Genomic DNA, 17482 nt, shown 5'->3' with positions numbered 1-17482 from the left:
AGGCGTAAGCGGTCGCCGAGGCGTAAGCCGGCTGCCGGGAGTTATGAGGATCCTGTCAGGCCGCTGTCCGGATCCGGTCAGGGTCCCGCGGCCCCGCCTATGCTCGACGCCATGTGCGCTTTTGTCCTGGTCGCGGAGGATGACGAGAAACAGGCCGAGCTGGTCCGCCGCTATCTGGAGCGCGAGGGCCACACGGTCGCCGTCGTCCACGACGGGCGTGCCGCGATCGACGAGGTGCGGCGCAGGCCGCCGGACCTGCTCGTGCTCGACGTGATGATGCCGCGGGTCGACGGACTCGGCGTCACCCGCGTCCTGCGGAGCGGGAACGGCCCCGCGGTCGGGATTCCCATCCTGATGCTGACCGCCCGTTCCACCGAGGACGATCTGCTGCTCGGCCTCGACCTCGGCGCCGACGACTATCTGACGAAGCCGTACAGCCCCCGCGAGCTGATGGCCCGCGTCCGTACGCTGCTGCGGCGCGCCCAGGGCACGCACCACCCCGTCGTCGAGGGTGCCGAGACCGTCTCGCGCGTCCTGCGGGTGGGTGGGCTCTCCGTCGATCCGGTGCGGCACGAGGTGACCGTCGACGGGCAGCTCGTGGAGTGCACGCCGGGCGAGTTCGGGCTGCTCGCGGCGCTGGCGGCGGAGCCGGAGCGGGTGTTCACGCGGCCTCAGCTCCTGGATCGTATCCACGGCTCGTCCGGGTACATATCGGTGCGCACCGTCGACGTACACGTACTGAATCTGCGCAAGAAGATCGAGGTCGATCCGCGCAGGCCGCGCCATCTCGTGACGGTCTTCGGCGTCGGGTACAAGCTCACGGGCGCCGCTTTCGGCGCGGCCCTCGGGGCGGCGGCGCGTCGTGGCGCGTGACATACCGTTCCGCAAAAGCCTGTTGCCCCGGCTGCTCGCCGTTTCCGTGCTCGTCTCCGTCCTTTCGATCGCCGCCACCGCCTGGCTCGCCGCGCAGACCACCTCAGGCGCGATCCGGCAGGAGCAGGGGCAGGTCCTCGCCGACGACGCGCGTGTCTACGACGAGTTGCTCGGCCTCGCGGCGACCGCGCCCGGGTGGCGGGGCGCCGAGAAGACCGTGCGGGAGTTGGCCCGGCAGACCGGGCGCCGTATCGCCCTGACCACCCAGGACCGTGTCGTCATCGCCGATTCGCGGGGCGGGCGAGGCGGTGCGGGCGGCAAGGGGGCGCCCGGCGCCGGGCTGCCGTCCAAGGCCTCGGCCGTCGTCGATCCGCTCGCCGTCGACGGGGCGCTGACCGCCGGGGCGGGGAGCGGTGACGAGGAGGGCGGGGACGGGGGCACCGCGGGTCCGGACCGTATCGATCCGCGTGCGGTCGGTCCCTTCCGGCTCTCGGGGCGGGAGCGGGGGGAGCTGGCGAAGGTGGCCGATGGCGTCGTGGGGTGCATGCACGACTTCGGGGTCGTCGCCCGTTCCGTCCAGGGGCCCGGCGGGCGTCCGCGTGTGGAGGCCGCCAACGACCCGAACCGGTTCCTGGACTTCACCTGCAACGACGCACGGCTCATCGTCCCCACCCGCACGGAGAGCAAGGCACTCAAGCGGCTCAACGAGCTCACCAACGCGTGTCTGCGGCGCGGGGGCGAGCCACCCGTCGCGGTCGAGCTCGATCTGACGTGGCGGCGGAACGATGGAGGCCCGAGCCGCGCTGCCGGGGTGGTGGGGCCCGCCGGGTCGGGTATGGGCGCCGAATCTGGTCTTCGTATCGGGGGGCGGGCCGAACCGACGCCCACCGTGTCGCCTGATTCCGGTTCCGGTTCCGGTTCCGGTTCCGGTTCCGATTCCGGCCCCGGCCTCGGTTCCGCTCCCGTTCCCGCTCAAAGCTCTACTCCTGCCGAGCCAGGGAGTTCCACGGGGACGGGTGGCTCGAAGGGGACAGGTGGTTCGAAGGGGGAGACGGGTGGGTCCGCCGGCCGGCCCGCCCCCGTCGAGCCGAGCCGCGCCGCCGCCGATCCGATGGACGGCGCCCGCGCCGCCGACACCAAGGCCGCCGCCTGCCTGAGCAGCGCCCGGCGCGAGCAGCTCGGACCGTACGTCTCCGCGCCCGCGCTCCTCTTCGTCACCGCCTCCGACGGTTCGCGCACCGCGGCGGCCCGCGCGGGCGAGAGCTCGGGGTTCAGTCTCTCCGGTGCCAACACCGCCCGGCTCGCGGGGCTCTCGGCGGGCATCCTCGCGGTGACCGTCGCCGTGACGGCCTTCGCCGCGTCCCGGCTGACCCGCCCGCTGCGGGCGCTGACCGCCGCGACGCAGCGGATGAAGGCGGGCGAGGCGGCCGAACCCGTCACGGCGCGCTCGGCGGGATCGGCGGGGGAGATCCGCCAGCTCGCCGACGCCTTCAACGACATGGCCGCCCACCGCAAGGCGTTGGAGAATCAGCGCCAGGCCATGGTGAGCGACGTCGCGCACGAGCTGCGTACGCCGCTGTCCAACATCCGGGGCTGGCTGGAGGCGGCCGAGGACGGCGTGGTCGCCACCGACCCGGAACTGGTCTCCTCGCTCCTCGAAGAAGCCGTACTGCTCCAGCACATCGTCAACGACCTGCAGGATCTCGCCGCCGCCGACGCGGGCACCCTGAGGCTGCACCGCGAGCCCGTGCACGCGTCCGACGTCGTGGACCAGGTCGCTGCGGCGCACCAGGCGCGTGCCGAGGCGGCGGGCGTACGGCTGAGCGCGACGACGCTCGGCGATCCCTGCTTCACCGCCGATCCGCTCCGGCTCCGCCAGGCCATCGGCAACCTGGTCTCCAACGCGATCCGGCACACCCCGGCGGGCGGCAGCGTCACGATCGGCTGCCGCGGCACGCTCGACGCGGTGGTGGTGGAGGTCGCCGACACCGGTACCGGCATCAGCCCCGAGGACCTGCCGCACGTCTTCGACCGCTTCTGGCGCGCGGACAAGTCGCGTACGCGGTCGACGGGCGGCAGCGGGCTCGGCCTCGCCATCGTCCGGCAGCTGGTGGAAGGGCACGGCGGGACGGTGACGGCGCGGAGCACCCTCGGAGAGGGGGCGGTGTTCACGGTGCGGGTGCCGTCGGAGGCGCCGGCCGAGACCGATGGTCATGGGGGTGTCGCTGCGGGTGCGGAGTCCGCGTCACGGGCGGGGTGATGGGTGCCGGCGAAGGGGTTACCGGGGGATACCATTCCGGGGCGTCTTCGCCGGGCCCGTCCACGTGAGCGAATGGTGGGCGATCCGTGGGTTATCCGTGGGTGATCCGTGAGCACCTGGTGTCGGAATGCGGGTCCGGAACGTGTGGCCGAGGCCCGTGGGGCCGTGCTTCCCGCGTGGGTACGGGGGCGCCCGAGCGGGTACGGCGACACCGGCGCGGCTGCTCCCGCTCCGCGAGCACCTCAACTCCCTCACCCCGTTAGGGAGTTGAGGATGCATCGCAGAAACTGAGCGGGCCCGGCCGCAACGGTGACACTCCCCCGAGTTACGCGCTTGGCGCGAGTACCGGCGCGGCCGGGCCCGATGTAGTGATCCCATCAGGGCTCGCCAACCGATCGCTAACATGTGGCCAACGGTTGGCGGGAGATGGCGTGGACGTGCGGTGCGACGGGTTGCGGTTCGGGCTCCTGGGCGCGCCTGCGGTGTACGACGCCGAGGGCGAGCCGCAGCCCGTGCAGAGTGCCAAGGGCCGCGCGCTGCTGGCCGCGCTGCTGCTCGAACCGGGGCGGGTGGTCTCCGTCGACGCCCTCAAGGACGCACTGTGGGGCGGCGCCCCGCCCGCGTCCGCGCATGCCTCGCTGCAGAACCACGTGACGCGGTTGCGCCGGCTCCTCGACGACCCGGAACGGCTGCGGGCGGTGCCTCCGGGGTACCGGCTGCGGGTGGCCGAGGGGGAGTTGGACGTACGGGTCTTCGAGCAGTTGGTGGCACAGGCCCGGGTCGCTCATGCGGAACGTGACTGGGACGGCTGCGCGCGTGCCGCGTCCGGCGCGCTCGCCCTCTGGCGCGGCGCCCCGCTGGGCGGGCTGCCCGCGGACGCGGCGGGCCACGCGCTTGTGCCGCGCCTGGAGGAGGCGCGGCTGCTCGCCCTGGAGCTGCGGTACGACGCGGAGCTCGCGAGCGGGGCCGGTGACGGAGGGCTCGTGCCGGGGCTGGCGGAACTGGTCGCCGAGTATCCCTTGCGGGAGACCTTCCACCGGCAGCTGATGCTGGTGCTGCACCGCACGGGCCGCCAGGCGGAAGCACTCGCCGTCCACCGCGAGCTGCGGCGGCGCCTGGTCGAGGAACTGGGCGTGGAACCGGGCGCCTCGGTACGGGAAGCACACCGCGAGGTACTGCAGGAGCCTGCGGGCGCGGCATTGACGGGGTCTGCTTCGGCTTCTTCGGGGGTGGGCTCGGGGGTCGGTGCCGGGGTTGGTTCTGCGGGGGTGGGCTCGGGTTTCGGTGCCGGGACCCGTTCTTCCGGGGTGGGCTCGGGTTTCGGTGCAGGGACCGGTTCGGGGTCCGCTGCTGCCGGGGCTGGTTCGGGTTCCGCTGGTTCGGGTTCCGTTGGTTCGGGTCCTGCTGTGGGGGGTGCGCGTGGGGCAGGGGCGGGGTCCGCTGACGGGGCGGGCTCAGGCTCTGCTGCCGGGGTGGGTTCTGGGTCCCCTGCCGGGGGTGCGCGTGGGGCGACTTCGGGGTCCGCTGCCGAGGAGGGTTCAGGCTCCGCTGTCGGGGGTGCGCGTGGGGCTGACTCTGGCTTTGCTTCGGGGGGCGATCGGGGGGCGGCTTCGGCAGGGTCTGCTGCGGGCGGAGCTCGTTCGGAGGGGGCTGCTTCGGATGGGGTCGCTCAGGGGCCCGCTTCGGGGGGTGCTTTGGCGCGGTCCGCTTTGGCGCGGTGCGCTTCGGGGAGTGCCGCGGAGGGTGCTCGTCCGACGGGGTCCGACCCAGGGGGCGCTTCGGAGGGCTCAGCTCTAGGGGCTGGCCCAGCGGGCGCCCGCGTGTCTGTTCCGGCGGGCCCTGCATCGGCAAGTCCCGCTTCGGTGGGTCCCGCTTCGGCGGGTTCTGCTTCAGGAGGCTCCCCCTCTTCAGGAGGCTCCCCCTCCGAAGGCTCTGCTCCGGCAGGTTCCGGCCCGGCAGGCTCCGCCTCCGAAGGCAGTGCTCCGGCGGCCTCTACCCCGGAGGGGTTCGACCCTGGTGGCTTTGCTCCGGCGGGCTCTGCCCCCGCAGGCCCAGGTCCGGCAGGTTCTGCCGCGGCGGGCTCCGCGCCCGCAGGTTCCGCCCCGGCAGGTTCTGCCGCGGCGGGCTCCGCGCCCGCAGGTTCCGCCCCCGCAGGTTCCGCCCCCTCAGGCCCCGCCCCTGCCAGCCCCGCCTCCGCCACCCCCACACCCGCACGCATATCCACCCGTCCCGCCCAACTCCCCCCGTCCCCGCCCCACTTCACCGGACGCGAGGAAGTGGTGAGGTCACTCGCGCGGCTCCTGGCCGGGCAGCGCGCCGGTGCCGATGGCGACGCGCCCGACCAGGTCGTCGACACCGCCCGCGCCGGTGGCGATGGCGACGCGCCCGACCAGGAGGTCGACCCCACGCCCCCCGGCACCACGCCCCCCGGCGCCACGCCCCCCAGCACCACCCCTCCCGGCACCACACCCCCCGGCACCACACCCCCCGTAGCCGTCCTGTCCGGCATGGCCGGTGTGGGGAAGAGTGCCCTTGCCCTGCACGTGGCGCACCGCCTGCGTGAGCATTTCCCCGATGGGCAGCTCTACGTCAATCTGCGCGGAGCCACCCCCGGGATGACGCCCCTCACGCCCGGCCAGGCACTCGCCGCCCTGCTGCGGGACCTCGGGATCGAGTCGAGTCACAGCCCCGAACACCCGGACGCCGCAGCCGCCTTGCTCCGTTCGCTGCTCGCGCCCACCCGCACCCTGCTGGTCCTGGACGACGCGGCGACCGCCGCTCAGGTACGCCCGCTGCTGCCCGCGGGGACCGGCTGTGCGGTCATCGTCACCAGCCGTTCCCCGCTCACCGCGCTCGACGGTGCCGGACGTTTCCCGCTGGAGCCGCTCTCCGAGGGGGACAGCGTCGCCCTGCTGCGCGCCGTCTCCGGGCGCGCGGGGCTCGACGAGGGGCACCCCTTGGTCGAACTCGCGGGCCGCCTGCCGCTGGCCCTGCGGATCATCGCCGCCCGTCTCGCCGCCCGCCGTGCACTCACGCCCGACGCCCTCGCCGAACTCCTCACCGTCAGCGGTGGACGCCTGCACCACCTGGAACACGACGACCTGAGCGTCCGGCGCTCGCTCGCCGTGGCCCTGGACGCGCTGCGTACGGCCGAGCGCGAGTCCGACAGGGACGCGGCAGCCGCCCTCGCCGCGATCGGCGCGCTGGACCTTCCGGCGTACGGAGTACCGCTCGTAGCCCGCCTGTTGGGCGTGGAGGAATGGCGCGCGGGGGCCGCACTCGACCGGCTCGTCGACGTGGCGCTGCTCGACGAGACGGCCTACGGCCGCTATGCCCCGCACGATCTCGTACGCGACTTCGCCCGGGAGGCGGCCCACCAGGACGGGGCGGGAGCGGCGGACGTCGTGGAATCGGCGCTGCGGTGGTACGCGGAGTCGGCACGGCAGACCCTGCTCGCGATCATGCCGGAGGGACTCGACCGCGACGACCGCCTCGGCGACCTCCCGGACGGTCTGCTGCCCAAACAGCCCACGGCCGACGGCAGTCCCGGCCTTGAGGCCGGCGCACCAGGCCTCGCCCCCGACGCCCCCGCCCACCCCTGCCCCGTTCCCCCCGTACCGCCGATGTCCACCGACGACGCCTTCGCCTGGGGCGACACCGAGCTTGCCAACGTCATCGCCCTCGCCGAACGCCACGGCCGCGAATCCGCCCTCCTGCCCGCGCTGGTCCGGTGTTTCTTCTCGTACCTCAAGCGCCGTGGGCGGCTCGCCGAGGCGGGCCTTCTCAACCGGCTCGCGGTGACCGCGGCCCGCCGTTGGAAGGACACCGCGGCCGAGGCCCAGGCCCTCACCGACCTCGCGGGGCTCAACTACGTTTCGGGGCGCAGCAGCACGGCGCTCGACCTGATCGACGAGGCCCTCGACCTGTGGCAGAAGCTCGGCCGCATGTCGTGCGTCCACCGCGGCGTCATCAACCGCGGCCTCCTCCTCGAAGCGCTCGGCCGCTACGAGGAGTCGGCCGAGGCCCTGCGCCACAGCCTGGACCTCGCCAAGGCCATGGACGACCCGCTGAGCGAGGCGTTCGCCCTCAGCACCCTGGGCAACGTCTACGAGCACACCGACGCGCGCGCCGCGATCTCCTACTACGAGCGGAGCCTGGCGATCGGCGAGACCCTCGGGCACGCGGGTCTGCGGCAGGAGGTCCACTGCGACATGGGCAACGCCCACCTCGCGCTCGACGAACCGGACGTGGCGCTCAGGCACTTCGAGGAGAGCCTGCGCATCCATGGCGTGGCCGAGGACTGGCACAACGAGTCCAAGGTGCGCCTCGGTATCGTCCGCGCCCTGCGCGAGACGTCCCGCACACAGGACGCGGGACGCGAGTGCGCCGACCTCCTGGAGCGTGCGGAGCAGCGGGCCGACGCCCACATGGCGGGTCTGGCCCGCCACCAGCGGGGGCTTCTGCTGTACGCGGAGGGGCGAGCCGAAGAGGCGTACGAGCAGTGGAAGTCGGCGCTCGCGTCGCTGGACGGCACGGACAGCAGCGAGGTGGTCGACGAGCTGAAGAGCTTGCTCGCGGGTTCGTCGGCGACGGACTGAAGCCCCCCCCCGGGCCGGGGGAATCTGCTCGTGGGCGGGGCTACTTCGCGTCCGCGTAGCACTCCACCACGGCGACGGTGAACGGGAAGCGCACCGGGGTCTCGCCGAACGTGATGCGTCCCGCCAGGTCTCCGGCCGCGCGGATCGCCGCCGTGACCGTCTCGGCCTCCTCCTGCGGGCAGTGCACGATGACCTCGTCGTGCTGGAAGAAGACCAGCTCGGCACGGAGACCGGCCGCGGCGATGGACTGCCGCAGCGCGGCCAGCATCAGCAGCGCCCAGTCGGCGGCGCTGCCCTGGACGACGAAGTTACGGGTGAAACGGCCGCGGGCCCGGGTGTTGCTGGATGCGTACCCAGGAGTGAACTCGCCGTCCTGGGAGGTTAGTTCGGCGGACTCCTCCGGCGGCTGCGGGATGCCCGCCTCGTCGAAGTCCTCCGCGACGGCCGCCGGCGGGCTCGTCCGGCCCAGCCAGGTCCGTACGAGCCGGCCCTCCTCGCCCGCCTTCGCCGCGTCGTCGACGTACGCGACCGCGGCGGGGAATCTGCGGCGCAGCGCCGCCAGGTTCTTCAGGCCGTCGCCCGACGTCTGCCCGTACACGGCACCGAGGAGTGCGATCTTGGCGTGGTCGCGGTCGCCGGAGAACGCGCGGTCCGAGAGGCGCGTGTAGAGGTCCTCGTGGCTGCCGGCCACCTCCATCAGGCCCCGGTCGCGGGAGATCGCGGCGAGGACCCGCGGCTCCATCTGGTCGGCGTCGGCGACCACGAGCCGCCAGCCGGGGTCGGCCACCACCGCACGACGGATGATCTTGGGGATCTGCAGCGCGCCGCCGCCGTTCGTGGTCCAGCGGCCGCTGACGGTGCCGCCCGGGGTGTACTCGGGCCGGAAGCGGCCGTCGCGCACCCAGTCCTGGAGCCAGCTCCAGCCGTGCGCCGTCCAGATCCGATACAGCTTCTTGTACTCGATGAGGGGCCGCACGGCCGGATGGTCGATCTCCTCCAGTGCCCAGCGGCGGGTGGACTTGATCCTGATCCCGGCCTGGGCGAAGGCCTTGATGACGTCGTTCGGCAGGTCGGGGCGGACACGGCGGCCGAAGGCGGCGGAGATCTCGTCGGCGAGCTCGGCCAGGCGGCGCGGTTCGGACGCGCCCGCGTTCCTGCCGCCGCCCGCGTACCGCTCGCCGAGGAGTTCGGTGAGCAGGGCGTGGTGGACGTCGGCGCGCCAGGGCAGGCCCGCCACGTTCATCTCGGCGGCCACCAGCATGCCGGCCGACTCGGCCGCCGTGAGCAGCCGCATCCTGCCGGGGTGCTCGGCGGCCCCGTGTCTTCGCTGCTGCGCGGCATACACCTCCAGGAGGGCGTCGAAGGGCAGCGATGTCACGGGGGAGGGCTCGAAGAGGGAGTCCTGGGCGCCGGGAGCGGCGGCTCTGGGGGGAGGGTCGGACGGGACCGGGGCGTTGTGCAGCCGTGCCCAGGCCGCCGCGGCCGAGCGGGGCTCGCCGAGGCGGCCCTCGTGACCGAGGAGGAGCAGCTCGGCGTCCTCGATGTCGTAGCACCGGTTCACCCGGACGCCCGCCGCGAGCAGCGCGGGATAGATCTCGGCGGTGGACCGCCAGACCCAGCGGCTCGCGTCGGGTCTGTCGCGCACGGCCTTGGCGAGGTCCGGCTCGTGCCGGACCGGGCCCGAGGGCAGGCCGTCCTCCCCGAGGGGGGCGAGGGTGGCGCCGCCGGCCTCGGTGGCGGCGAGGGCCCACCTTTCGGTCATGCGGTCGAGTGTGTCAGCAGGCACTGACAATGCGGCGGAGGGCTTGTTACGGGGGCGGGGCTGGGGGGAGCGGGGGTGGCTCCGGCGCTGCGGGTCCGGCCCGGAGGGGCATGGGGCGCCCCACGCCTGGATGCCCCGACATGCGAGGGGCGCCCGGCGCTGCGAGGCTCGGAGCCATGAGAGTGGCCCTTGCGCAGACCGACTGTGTCCTCGGCGAGGTGGACGAGAACCTCGCGGAGGCCCGGGACCAGATCGGCCAGGCGGCGGCGCAGGGCGCCGACCTCGTCGTCTTCCCCGAGCTGAGTCTGCACGGGTACCACTTGGGCGGCCTGGCGCAGGACACGTCGGTGGAAGCGACGGACCGCCGCCTCATGGAACTCTCCACCGCCGGTCCCGACGTCATCGTCGGCCTGCACGAGCACACGAGTCTGCGCGCGTACAACACGTCCGCGTACTACGCGGACGGCCAACTCCTCCATGCCCACCGGAAGTTGTACCTGCCGAACTACTTGGCCTGGGAGGAGCGCAAGCATGTCAGCCCCGGTCAGCACCTGCGTGCGTACGACCTGCCGGGCGGGCACGGCCGCGCCGCGACGCTCGTCTGCAACGACGCGTGGCAGCCGGTGCTTCCGTGGCTGGCCGTGCAGGACGGCGCCGAGGTCATCGTCGTCCCCACGAACAGCGCGGCGAGCCTGGATCCGGAGGCGATGGACACGGGCCTGTACTGGGACACCCTTCTCTCCTACACGGCCCGCATGCTCCAGTGCTGGGTGGTGTTCGTGAACCGGGTCGGTAACGAGAACGGGGCTTCGTTCTGGGGCGGTTCGCGGGCGGTGGACCCGCGGGGCACGGTCGTCGCGCAGGCGCCGAAGTGGGAGCCGGGTCTGGTGACCGTCGACATCGACGTCCACGAGGCTCGGCGGCAGCGGCGGGCGGTGCCGCTTGTCGCCGAGGCGCGACTGGGGTTGGTCGACCGGGAGGTACGACGCCTCATCGATGAGGGCGGCGACAGCTAGGGCCTTGGCCTTGGCTTGGCCTCGGCCTCGGCCTCGGCCTCAGCGGCGGGCGGAGCGGTGCGGGTCGCTTGGCGGCGGGCGGAGCTGACTCATGCCTCAGCGCCGTCGTACCCCCAGTACCCCCGACCCCACCCCCACCACCGCGCAGACCCCCGCGGCCAGCCCCACCATGTCCCACGGCACCGTCATCGCCGCCGGTGCCGACAGGCGGGTCAGGGCCGCGGTCAGTGCGGCCAGGTTGAGGAGGGTCACCGCCAGGCCAAGGACCGTGCCCACGGCCACCGCCAGCAGGGCCTCCCCGGCGATCACCAGGCGCACCTGGCCCCGCGTGGCCCCGGCCATTCGCAGCGAGCGGAGCTCAGGGCCCCGTACCGATGTGGCCATCAGCAGTGTTCCGGCCAGGGAGATGGACGTGTAGACCAACGCGATACCCAGCAGCAGCCCCAGCCCCAGCCGCGTCTGCGGCTTCGTCGCCGGGTGCGTGTCCGTCAGCCATTCCTCCGCCGTGCGGACCCGAAGCCCCGCGTCACCGACCCGCTCCCGCAGCGCCCCCGCCACCGCACCCCGGTCCGCCCCATCCCGTAGCCCCACGTCAACACGGTCCACCACAGCGGCAGCCCCGTTCGCCGACGTGACGTACGCCCCGTTGTCACCGGTACCCCGCGCCAGCACCGCGACGATCCGCAGCCGCACGGCCCTGCCGTCCCCGAGCCACACGTCGACCCACTCGCCGACCCGCCGCCGCTCCCACTCCTCGTTGACGACGATCGAGCGGTCGTCGAGATCGCGTACGTCCCCCGCCACCACCGGAAGCCGCGAGACCGAGGCGAACGCGGCCGGATCGCTCACGGCCCGCGCCTCCGACCGGATCAGCGCCGTGCCTTCCTCCCGTACGAACACGGCAGTGGAAGCGGACGACGCGGCCACCCGCACCCCCTCCACCTGCTCCGCCGGCTCCACCCTCTCCGTGCGGCTCAACTCATCGCCCGTCAGCACCAGTTCAGCCCCAGTGCGCTGCCGCGCCTCCGCGGCCCGCGCCTCGCCCGCCGTCTCCGCCGAGCCCAGCAGCGAACCCGCCAGGGCCACCGTCACCAGGACCGGCGCGGCGACAGCCGCCGTGCGCCGCACGGACGCGGCGGAGTTCTCGCGGACCAGGAGCCCGATCGCGCCCGGCAGCCGGACGGCGCGCAGGACAGGACGTACGAGAAGGGGCGTGAGCGCGGCGAGCGCGGTGATCAGGATCATCGGCTGGGTCGTGTACGTCTTCCGCTTCATCAGCGCGGACGGGTCGGTCCACAGGGTCCAGCCCAGCAGTCCGACGCCCGCCGCGAGCAGCGTGCCGCCCACGATCCGCCGGCTCCACGGCATGACGCCGGTATCGACGGACGCGTCCCGCAGTGCCTCGACGGGACCCACGCGCCCCGCCCGCCGCGAGGCGGTCCACGCCCCGGAGAAGGCCACCGTCACGCCGACCCAGAAAGCGAGGTGGTACGGCCAGACCGCCCCGCCGATCGCGAACCACTCCGGAGCGATCTCCGCGTCCACCAGTGCGTCGGCGAGCACCGGCGCGCCCCAGGCCCCCAGCAGACACCCGACGCCGGAGGCCACGGCCCCCACCGTGAGCGCCTCCGCGAGCAGCATCCTGCGGACCTGGCCCGGCGTCGCTCCGGCCATCCGCAGCAGCCCGAACTCGCGGCGCCGCAACGCCACGACGAAGGCGAAGGTGGACGCGGTGACGAAGACGGACACGAACGCGGACACCCCGCCCGCCGTCCCCAGGAAGGAGTTCACCGCCACCAAGGCCTGCGCGTCCCGCTCCGGCTCCGGATCGGCGAGCCGCCGCTCGGCTCCAGTGAGGACGCGCGCCCGGTCGCCGACGACTTTCCTTACGTCCCCAACCGGGGCATCCACGCCCACCGCATCCCTTTTCGCCCCGTCCAGACGGACGGGACCGAGGCGGCGCAGGTCGCGCAGAAGTTCGATATCCACAGGGTGTGGATGAGCGAGCGGCTTTGATGCGTGTGCGGTGTCGGGGCCGCGTTCTACCGGGACGGTCAGGGTGTTCTGCCCCATGACGACGACGGGTGACCCGGCGAACCGCACGGGTTCCCGCTCCGGGGCGCCGAACGTCGAGGCGAGCCCGAGCCCCATCGCGGCGGTGAGCGCCACGCCGAGCGCGACGGCGACGAACGCGCCGAGGAGTCCCGCCCAGCGGGTGCGGAGGGAGGCGAGGAACATCACCGACCACCCACGACGGCCGACTCAGAACCCACACCCCCGGAACGCCCGCCACCGCCACCGGCGCCGTCACGTAGGGAACGCCCACCACCGCCACCGTCACCGGCACCGGCGCCGTCACGTACGGAACGCCCGCCACCGCCACCGTCACCCGCGCCCTCCGAACGGGCACCCCGAGACCCCCCACTCACCAACTCAAGCCCCGCCATCCGCCGAGCCACCTCCCCCGCATCCGGCGCGAGAACCTCGTCGGAGACCCTTCCGTCCACCAGGAAAACCACCCGGTCCGCATGCGACGCCGCCACGGGATCGTGCGTGACCATCACGGTCGTCTGGCCCTCCCCGTCCACCAACTCCCGCAGCAGCAAAAGGACTTCGCGGCTGGTCGTCGTGTCCAGCGCCCCCGTCGGCTCGTCGCCGAACAGCACCGCGGGGCGTGTGACGAGTGCCCGCGCCAGCGCCACCCGCTGCTGCTGGCCACCCGAAAGCTCACCCGGCCGGTGCCGGGCGCGCTCGGCGAGGCCCACCCGGCCCAGCGCGTCCCCCACCTCCGTGCGCGAGGGCCTGCGCCCCGCGAGCCGCAGCGGCAGGGCGACGTTCTGGGCGGCGGTCAGTGAGGGGATGAGGTTGAAGGACTGGAAGACGAAGCCGATGCGGTCCCTCCGCAGCAGGGTCAGCCGCCGCTCGCTCAGCCCCGTCAGCTCCGTGCCGCCCACCTCGACCGTCCCGGACGTCGGCCGGTCGAGTCCGGCGGCGCACTGCAGCAGCGTCGACTTGCCGGAGCCGGAGGGGCCCATGATCGCGGTGAAGGTACCGGCACGTATCGCGAGGTCGACGCCGTCGAGGGCGGTCACATCGCGGTAGCGGCGGTGGACGGCGGTGAGCCGTACGGCAGTTGGGGTCATGCCTCAACCCAACCGTCCGAGGCCCCGCCGGGCACGACCACTGGGGGGCGTCCCGGGGGTATGGCCAGCCATACCCTTGACGTATGGATCCGGTGACCGAGGTGATCGACAAGGCGTTCGCGGCAGCGCTGTACGCGGACGGCGACGAGGGCCTCGACACCGGCGCGTCCCTCCTCGCGGCGGCCCCCGAGGCCGACGCCGAGCTGTGGCGCAGGGGCGAGGAGCTGGTGCGCCGCGCGTGGGAGCGGGGCTGGCAGCCGGCGGACGTCATACGCATGGTCGGCCGCGCCCAGGACGACATCGCCCACGGCACCGACCGCACCCACCAGGCGCAGCTCGCCGCCGGGCTGATCACCACGGAGACCAGGCGGTACGGCGACACGCTGCCGCCCCGCTGGCAGGCGCAGCTCGCCGAGCTCGCCGAGCCGGCATCGCAGGGCAGCCCTCGGCCCGATCGCTTCTCCCAGGCCACCACCACCCTCGCCCTCTACCGCCTCCTCCTGCGCCTGCCCGCGATCGAGCCCGTCGGCCCCGCACCTGGCACCCCGCTCCACGCGCCTCCGCCCCCCGGCCACGAGGAACCCCGCATCCTCACCCGTATCCGCGCCCTCCTCGCCAAGGCGGAGGCCACCGGGTTTCCCGAGGAGGCGGAGGCGCTCACCGCCAAGGCGCAGGAGCTGATGGCCAGGCACACCATCGACGAGGCCCTGCTCGCGTCCCGTACCCACGCCAAGGACACTCCGGGCGCCTGCCGCATCGGCGTGGACGCCCCGTACGAGACGGCGAAGGCGATCCTCCTGGACGCGGTGGCCACCGCGAACCGCTGCCGTGCGGTGTGGAACGAGGCGTACGGCTTCTCGACCGTCGTCGGTTTCGAGCCCGACCTGGAAGTGGTCGAACTCCTCCACACCTCCCTCCTCGTACAGGGAACGGCGGCGATGACGAAGGCGGAGGCGGGGCAGCGCGCGGGCGGCCGGAAGCGTACGAAGACGTTCCGTCAGGCCTTCCTCCTCGCGTACGCGAACCGGCTCGGCGCGCGCCTCGCCGCCGCCGCGGAGGATGTCACCGCGGAGTCCCCGGACGCGGGCGAGCTGCTGCCCGTCCTGGCCGCCAGGGATGTGGCCGTCACGTCCCACACCGAGCGGATGTTCCCGGAGACGACCACCACGCGGGTGCGGGGCGCGACGGACCACGAGGGCTGGACCCACGGAACGGCGGCGGCGGACGAGGCGCAGATGACCCCGGGCAGACGCCGCCTCACCTGAGAGGTACCCCGCGGCAAGGCTGGGTTCCGGTCCTGGATCCCGAGAACTCCGTGAGCGTGACGAGCGCGACGCCGTGCAGGTACGCGAGGGGAGGGCGCCGTGGCCCCGCCCCCTTCGAGCCCTCGATCCCTCGATCCCTCGATCCCTTCGAGCGGACCCGCACCGGAACCCCCTCCCGCCCCCTGTCGCGGTTCAGCCCGATATGCCCCGTATCATCACAGGGTGACCTGGCTCCGAGCGCTGAAGGAGACCGCTCGCTCGGGCCTGACCGTCGAGCGGAAGCGCCTCGAACCCCTCATCGCGCTCCGTGGCGCGGCCGGCCTCGCCGTCATCATCGGCGTGAGCCTCACCCTCTTCGGTCCTGCCGTGGCGGCCAGCTCGGCGTTCGGGGCCTTCCAGGCCGCCATCGCCACGTTCCAGCGCAGCTGGCGGCCCCGTCCGGAGCTGGCTCTGGCCTCCGGCACGAGCCTCGCCATCTCCACGTTCCTGGGCTACCTCACCGGCTCCCACCTCCTCCTCTTCCTCGCCCTCCTCTGCCTCTGGACGTTCCTCTCGGGGCTGAGCTGGGCCGCGGGCCCGACCATCGGCATCATCGCCTCCTCCAACGTCGCGATCATGCTGGTCACGGTCACCCTCCCCGGCTCCCTGGCCGCCGCGGCCGGCCACGCCGCGATGATGGTGGTGGGCGGCGCCGTCCAGGCCGCCCTCGTGGTCCTGTTTCCCGTACGCAGATGGGGCGCCCACCGGGACGCCCTCGCCGACGCGCTCGCGGCCGAGGCCGACTACGCCCGCCGCCTTCGGCACGATCCCCACGCCGACTTCGACCCGGAGCCCCTGATGGCGGCCCGCGACGCGGCGACCGTCACCCCGCGCCAGGCCCGCACCCGCCCCGCCGAACTCCACGGCGCCCGCGGCGTCGCCGAACGCATCCGCCCGGTGCTCGCCTCCCTGGCCGACCCGGCGGTGGGCGTACCGGAGGAGGGCCCCGAACGTGACCGCGTACGCGAGATCCTGGCCGCGGCGGGCTCGATCCTGGACGCGGCGGCCAGGGCGATCCGGCAGGGCGAACCGGTCAAGATCCCGCCCGCGGCCGTGGCGACCCTCCGGACCCCGGACACGGGGGCGATCCTCACGGGCCCGGCCCAGAGAGCGGCGAAACGCCTGGCGGCACTCCTGCGAGACGTACTCGAAACAGCAGGCAAACCCCCCGACAAGGCAGCAACCCTCACCACAAAAGCAACCCCGGAAGCGACAGGAGCCACAAGCCCTGCGGCGGCTACGGGGCCGGCGGATGCCACAGCGCTTACGGGTGCCACAGCAACCCCGACCACCCCAGCCCCCACCCCCCTCCTCCGCCCCACCTTCCCCGCCCTGCTCCCCGCCGCCCTTCGGGCCATGAGGGGCGAGCTTCGGCGGCGGCATGAATCGCCCGTCACCCGCCATGCGATCCGCGTCACCGCCGTGGCCGCCGCGGGGTACCTCCTGGGTACCTGGCTTCCCCTCGGTCACGGCTACTGGGCTCCCATGGCCTCCGTGATGGTGATGCGCCCGGACTTCTCACAGACGTACTCCCGCGCGGTGGCCCGTTTCGGCGGCACCCTCGTCGGCGTGGCCCTCGCCACCGGCATCGTGCAGCTCGCGCACCCCGACACCGGGCTCTCCGCGGCGCTCGCCGTGCTCTGCGCCGGGATGATGTACCTGCTGATGCGCACGGGCCAGGTCGCCGCCCAGGCCTGCGTCGCCGCGTACGTGGTGTTCCTGCTCGGCATGGGCGGCGAGCAGTGGACGCAGACCGTGCCGGAACGTGTCGTGCTCACGCTCCTCGGCGGCGTCCTCGCGATGATCGCGTACGCCGTGTATCCGGCCTGGGAGACCCCGCGTCTGCGCAACCGCCTCGCCGACTGGCTCATCGCGGACGGCCGGTACGCCGCGGCCGTCGTCACCCGCTACGCGGACCCCGTCGGCAAGGCCTGCCCGGACGTCCGCGAGGCGCTCCTCGCCGCCCGCGACGCCCGCATCGCCTGGCAGGAGGCCGCCGCCCGCGCCAAGCACGAGCCGGTACGCCACCGCGGCCTCTCCCGCGCCGCGGCCGCCGACGCCGAGGACGCCCTCGCCCAACTCGGCCGCGTGGCCATGCTGATGGAGGCCCACCTCCCGGACCGCGACGCCACCCCCGTCCCCGCGGCCGACCGCCTCGCCGAGGCCCTGCGCAAGGCGACCCAGGACGGCGCGAAGGCCGTGCGCGAGCGCCGCGTCCCGAAGTGGGAAGCCGTGCGCAAGGCCCTGGACGAGTGGGACGGCGAGGGCGTCCCCGACCGGGTCGTACGCAGGGGAGCGGGCCTCCTTCTCAGCACCCTGGAGGAGGTGTCGGACGCCCTGGACACAGCGCCACCGCCCATGCTCGTGGACGGCTCGGAAACAGCGACGCAGGCAGAACCAGAAACAGCCGCCCCAACAGAAACAGCCACCCAGGCAGAGCCAGAAACCGCCGCCCGAACCGAGCCCGCCCCCCGAACAGACAGCGGGCCGCAGGACCCCGATCGAGGTCCCGCTGCCCGCTAGCCG

8 protein-coding genes and 2 pseudogenes are annotated in these 17482 nt (G+C 73.6%); 7 read left to right on the top strand and 3 right to left on the bottom strand.

The window, feature by feature from the left end; translation table 11 throughout:
* Positions 1-111 precede the first annotated feature (111 nt).
* The 4 genes and pseudogenes from OG302_RS19825 to OG302_RS19810 form a co-directional block, all read left to right on the top strand.
* A complete protein-coding gene (locus tag OG302_RS19825) occupies positions 112-873 on the top strand; it encodes a response regulator transcription factor (protein ID WP_371527998.1) in 762 nt (253 codons plus the stop codon).
* A complete protein-coding gene (locus tag OG302_RS19820) occupies positions 863-3133 on the top strand; it encodes a sensor histidine kinase (RefSeq protein ID WP_371527997.1) in 2271 nt (756 codons plus the stop codon). Before OG302_RS19825 ends, OG302_RS19820 begins: the two co-directional genes overlap by 11 nt.
* 437 nt (positions 3134-3570) lie before the next feature.
* A pseudogene (locus tag OG302_RS19815) lies at positions 3571-4359 on the top strand (BTAD domain-containing putative transcriptional regulator); the annotation flags it as partial.
* Between the two features lie 1236 nt (positions 4360-5595).
* A pseudogene (locus tag OG302_RS19810) lies at positions 5596-7731 on the top strand (tetratricopeptide repeat protein); the annotation flags it as partial.
* A 40-nt stretch (positions 7732-7771) separates the two neighbouring features.
* On the opposite strand, the gene OG302_RS19805 reads toward OG302_RS19810, so the two are convergent.
* On the bottom strand, positions 7772-9493 hold the full coding sequence (locus OG302_RS19805) for a bifunctional 3'-5' exonuclease/DNA polymerase (protein WP_371527996.1): 1722 nt from the start codon (positions 9491-9493) through the stop codon (positions 7772-7774).
* 176 nt (positions 9494-9669) lie between these two features.
* On the opposite strand from OG302_RS19805, the gene OG302_RS19800 reads away from it, so the two are divergent.
* The gene (locus tag OG302_RS19800; RefSeq protein ID WP_371527995.1) at positions 9670-10509 is read left to right on the top strand and encodes a nitrilase-related carbon-nitrogen hydrolase; all 840 of its coding nucleotides are present in this window, start codon (positions 9670-9672) and stop codon (positions 10507-10509) included.
* 96 nt (positions 10510-10605) lie between these two features.
* On the opposite strand, the gene OG302_RS19795 is transcribed toward OG302_RS19800, so the two are convergent.
* Together OG302_RS19795 and OG302_RS19790 are read right to left on the bottom strand one after the other, a co-directional pair.
* Positions 10606-12747, bottom strand: coding sequence for an FtsX-like permease family protein (locus OG302_RS19795; protein ID WP_371527994.1), 2142 nt, complete (start codon positions 12745-12747; stop codon positions 10606-10608).
* Entirely contained in the window at positions 12747-13652 is a 906-nt protein-coding gene (locus tag OG302_RS19790; protein ID WP_371527993.1) for an ABC transporter ATP-binding protein, read from the bottom strand. The genes OG302_RS19795 and OG302_RS19790 overlap by 1 nt, the downstream gene beginning before the upstream one ends.
* Before the next feature lie 92 nt (positions 13653-13744).
* Here OG302_RS19790 and OG302_RS19785 point away from each other — a divergent pair, with 92 nt between their 5' ends.
* Together OG302_RS19785 and OG302_RS19780 are read left to right on the top strand one after the other, a co-directional pair.
* Entirely contained in the window at positions 13745-14917 is a 1173-nt protein-coding gene (locus OG302_RS19785; protein ID WP_371750176.1) for a DUF2786 domain-containing protein, read from the top strand.
* Positions 14918-15139: 222 nt separating this feature from the next.
* Positions 15140-17479, top strand: a complete 2340-nt coding sequence (locus tag OG302_RS19780) for an FUSC family protein (RefSeq protein ID WP_371527992.1) — start codon at positions 15140-15142, stop codon at positions 17477-17479.
* Positions 17480-17482 lie beyond the last annotated feature (3 nt).

The sequence above is a fragment of the Streptomyces sp. NBC_01283 genome (assembly GCF_041435335.1).
Lineage (GTDB): Bacteria > Actinomycetota > Actinomycetes > Streptomycetales > Streptomycetaceae > Streptomyces.
The sequence above is the reverse complement of the archived record's forward strand: the minus strand, read 5'-3'. Positions and strand labels throughout refer to the sequence as shown.

What these genes read in the sequence shown, in the direction of transcription:
- OG302_RS19825 (WP_371527998.1), top strand. Translation starts at nt 112, where the DNA reads ATGTGCGCTTTTGTCCTGGTCGCGGAGGATGACGAGAAACAGGCCGAG.
- OG302_RS19805 (WP_371527996.1), bottom strand. Translation starts at nt 9,493, where the DNA reads ATGACCGAAAGGTGGGCCCTCGCCGCCACCGAGGCCGGCGGCGCCACC.
- OG302_RS19800 (WP_371527995.1), top strand. Translation starts at nt 9,670, where the DNA reads ATGAGAGTGGCCCTTGCGCAGACCGACTGTGTCCTCGGCGAGGTGGAC.
- OG302_RS19795 (WP_371527994.1), bottom strand. Translation starts at nt 12,747, where the DNA reads ATGTTCCTCGCCTCCCTCCGCACCCGCTGGGCGGGACTCCTCGGCGCG.
- OG302_RS19790 (WP_371527993.1), bottom strand. Translation starts at nt 13,652, where the DNA reads ATGACCCCAACTGCCGTACGGCTCACCGCCGTCCACCGCCGCTACCGC.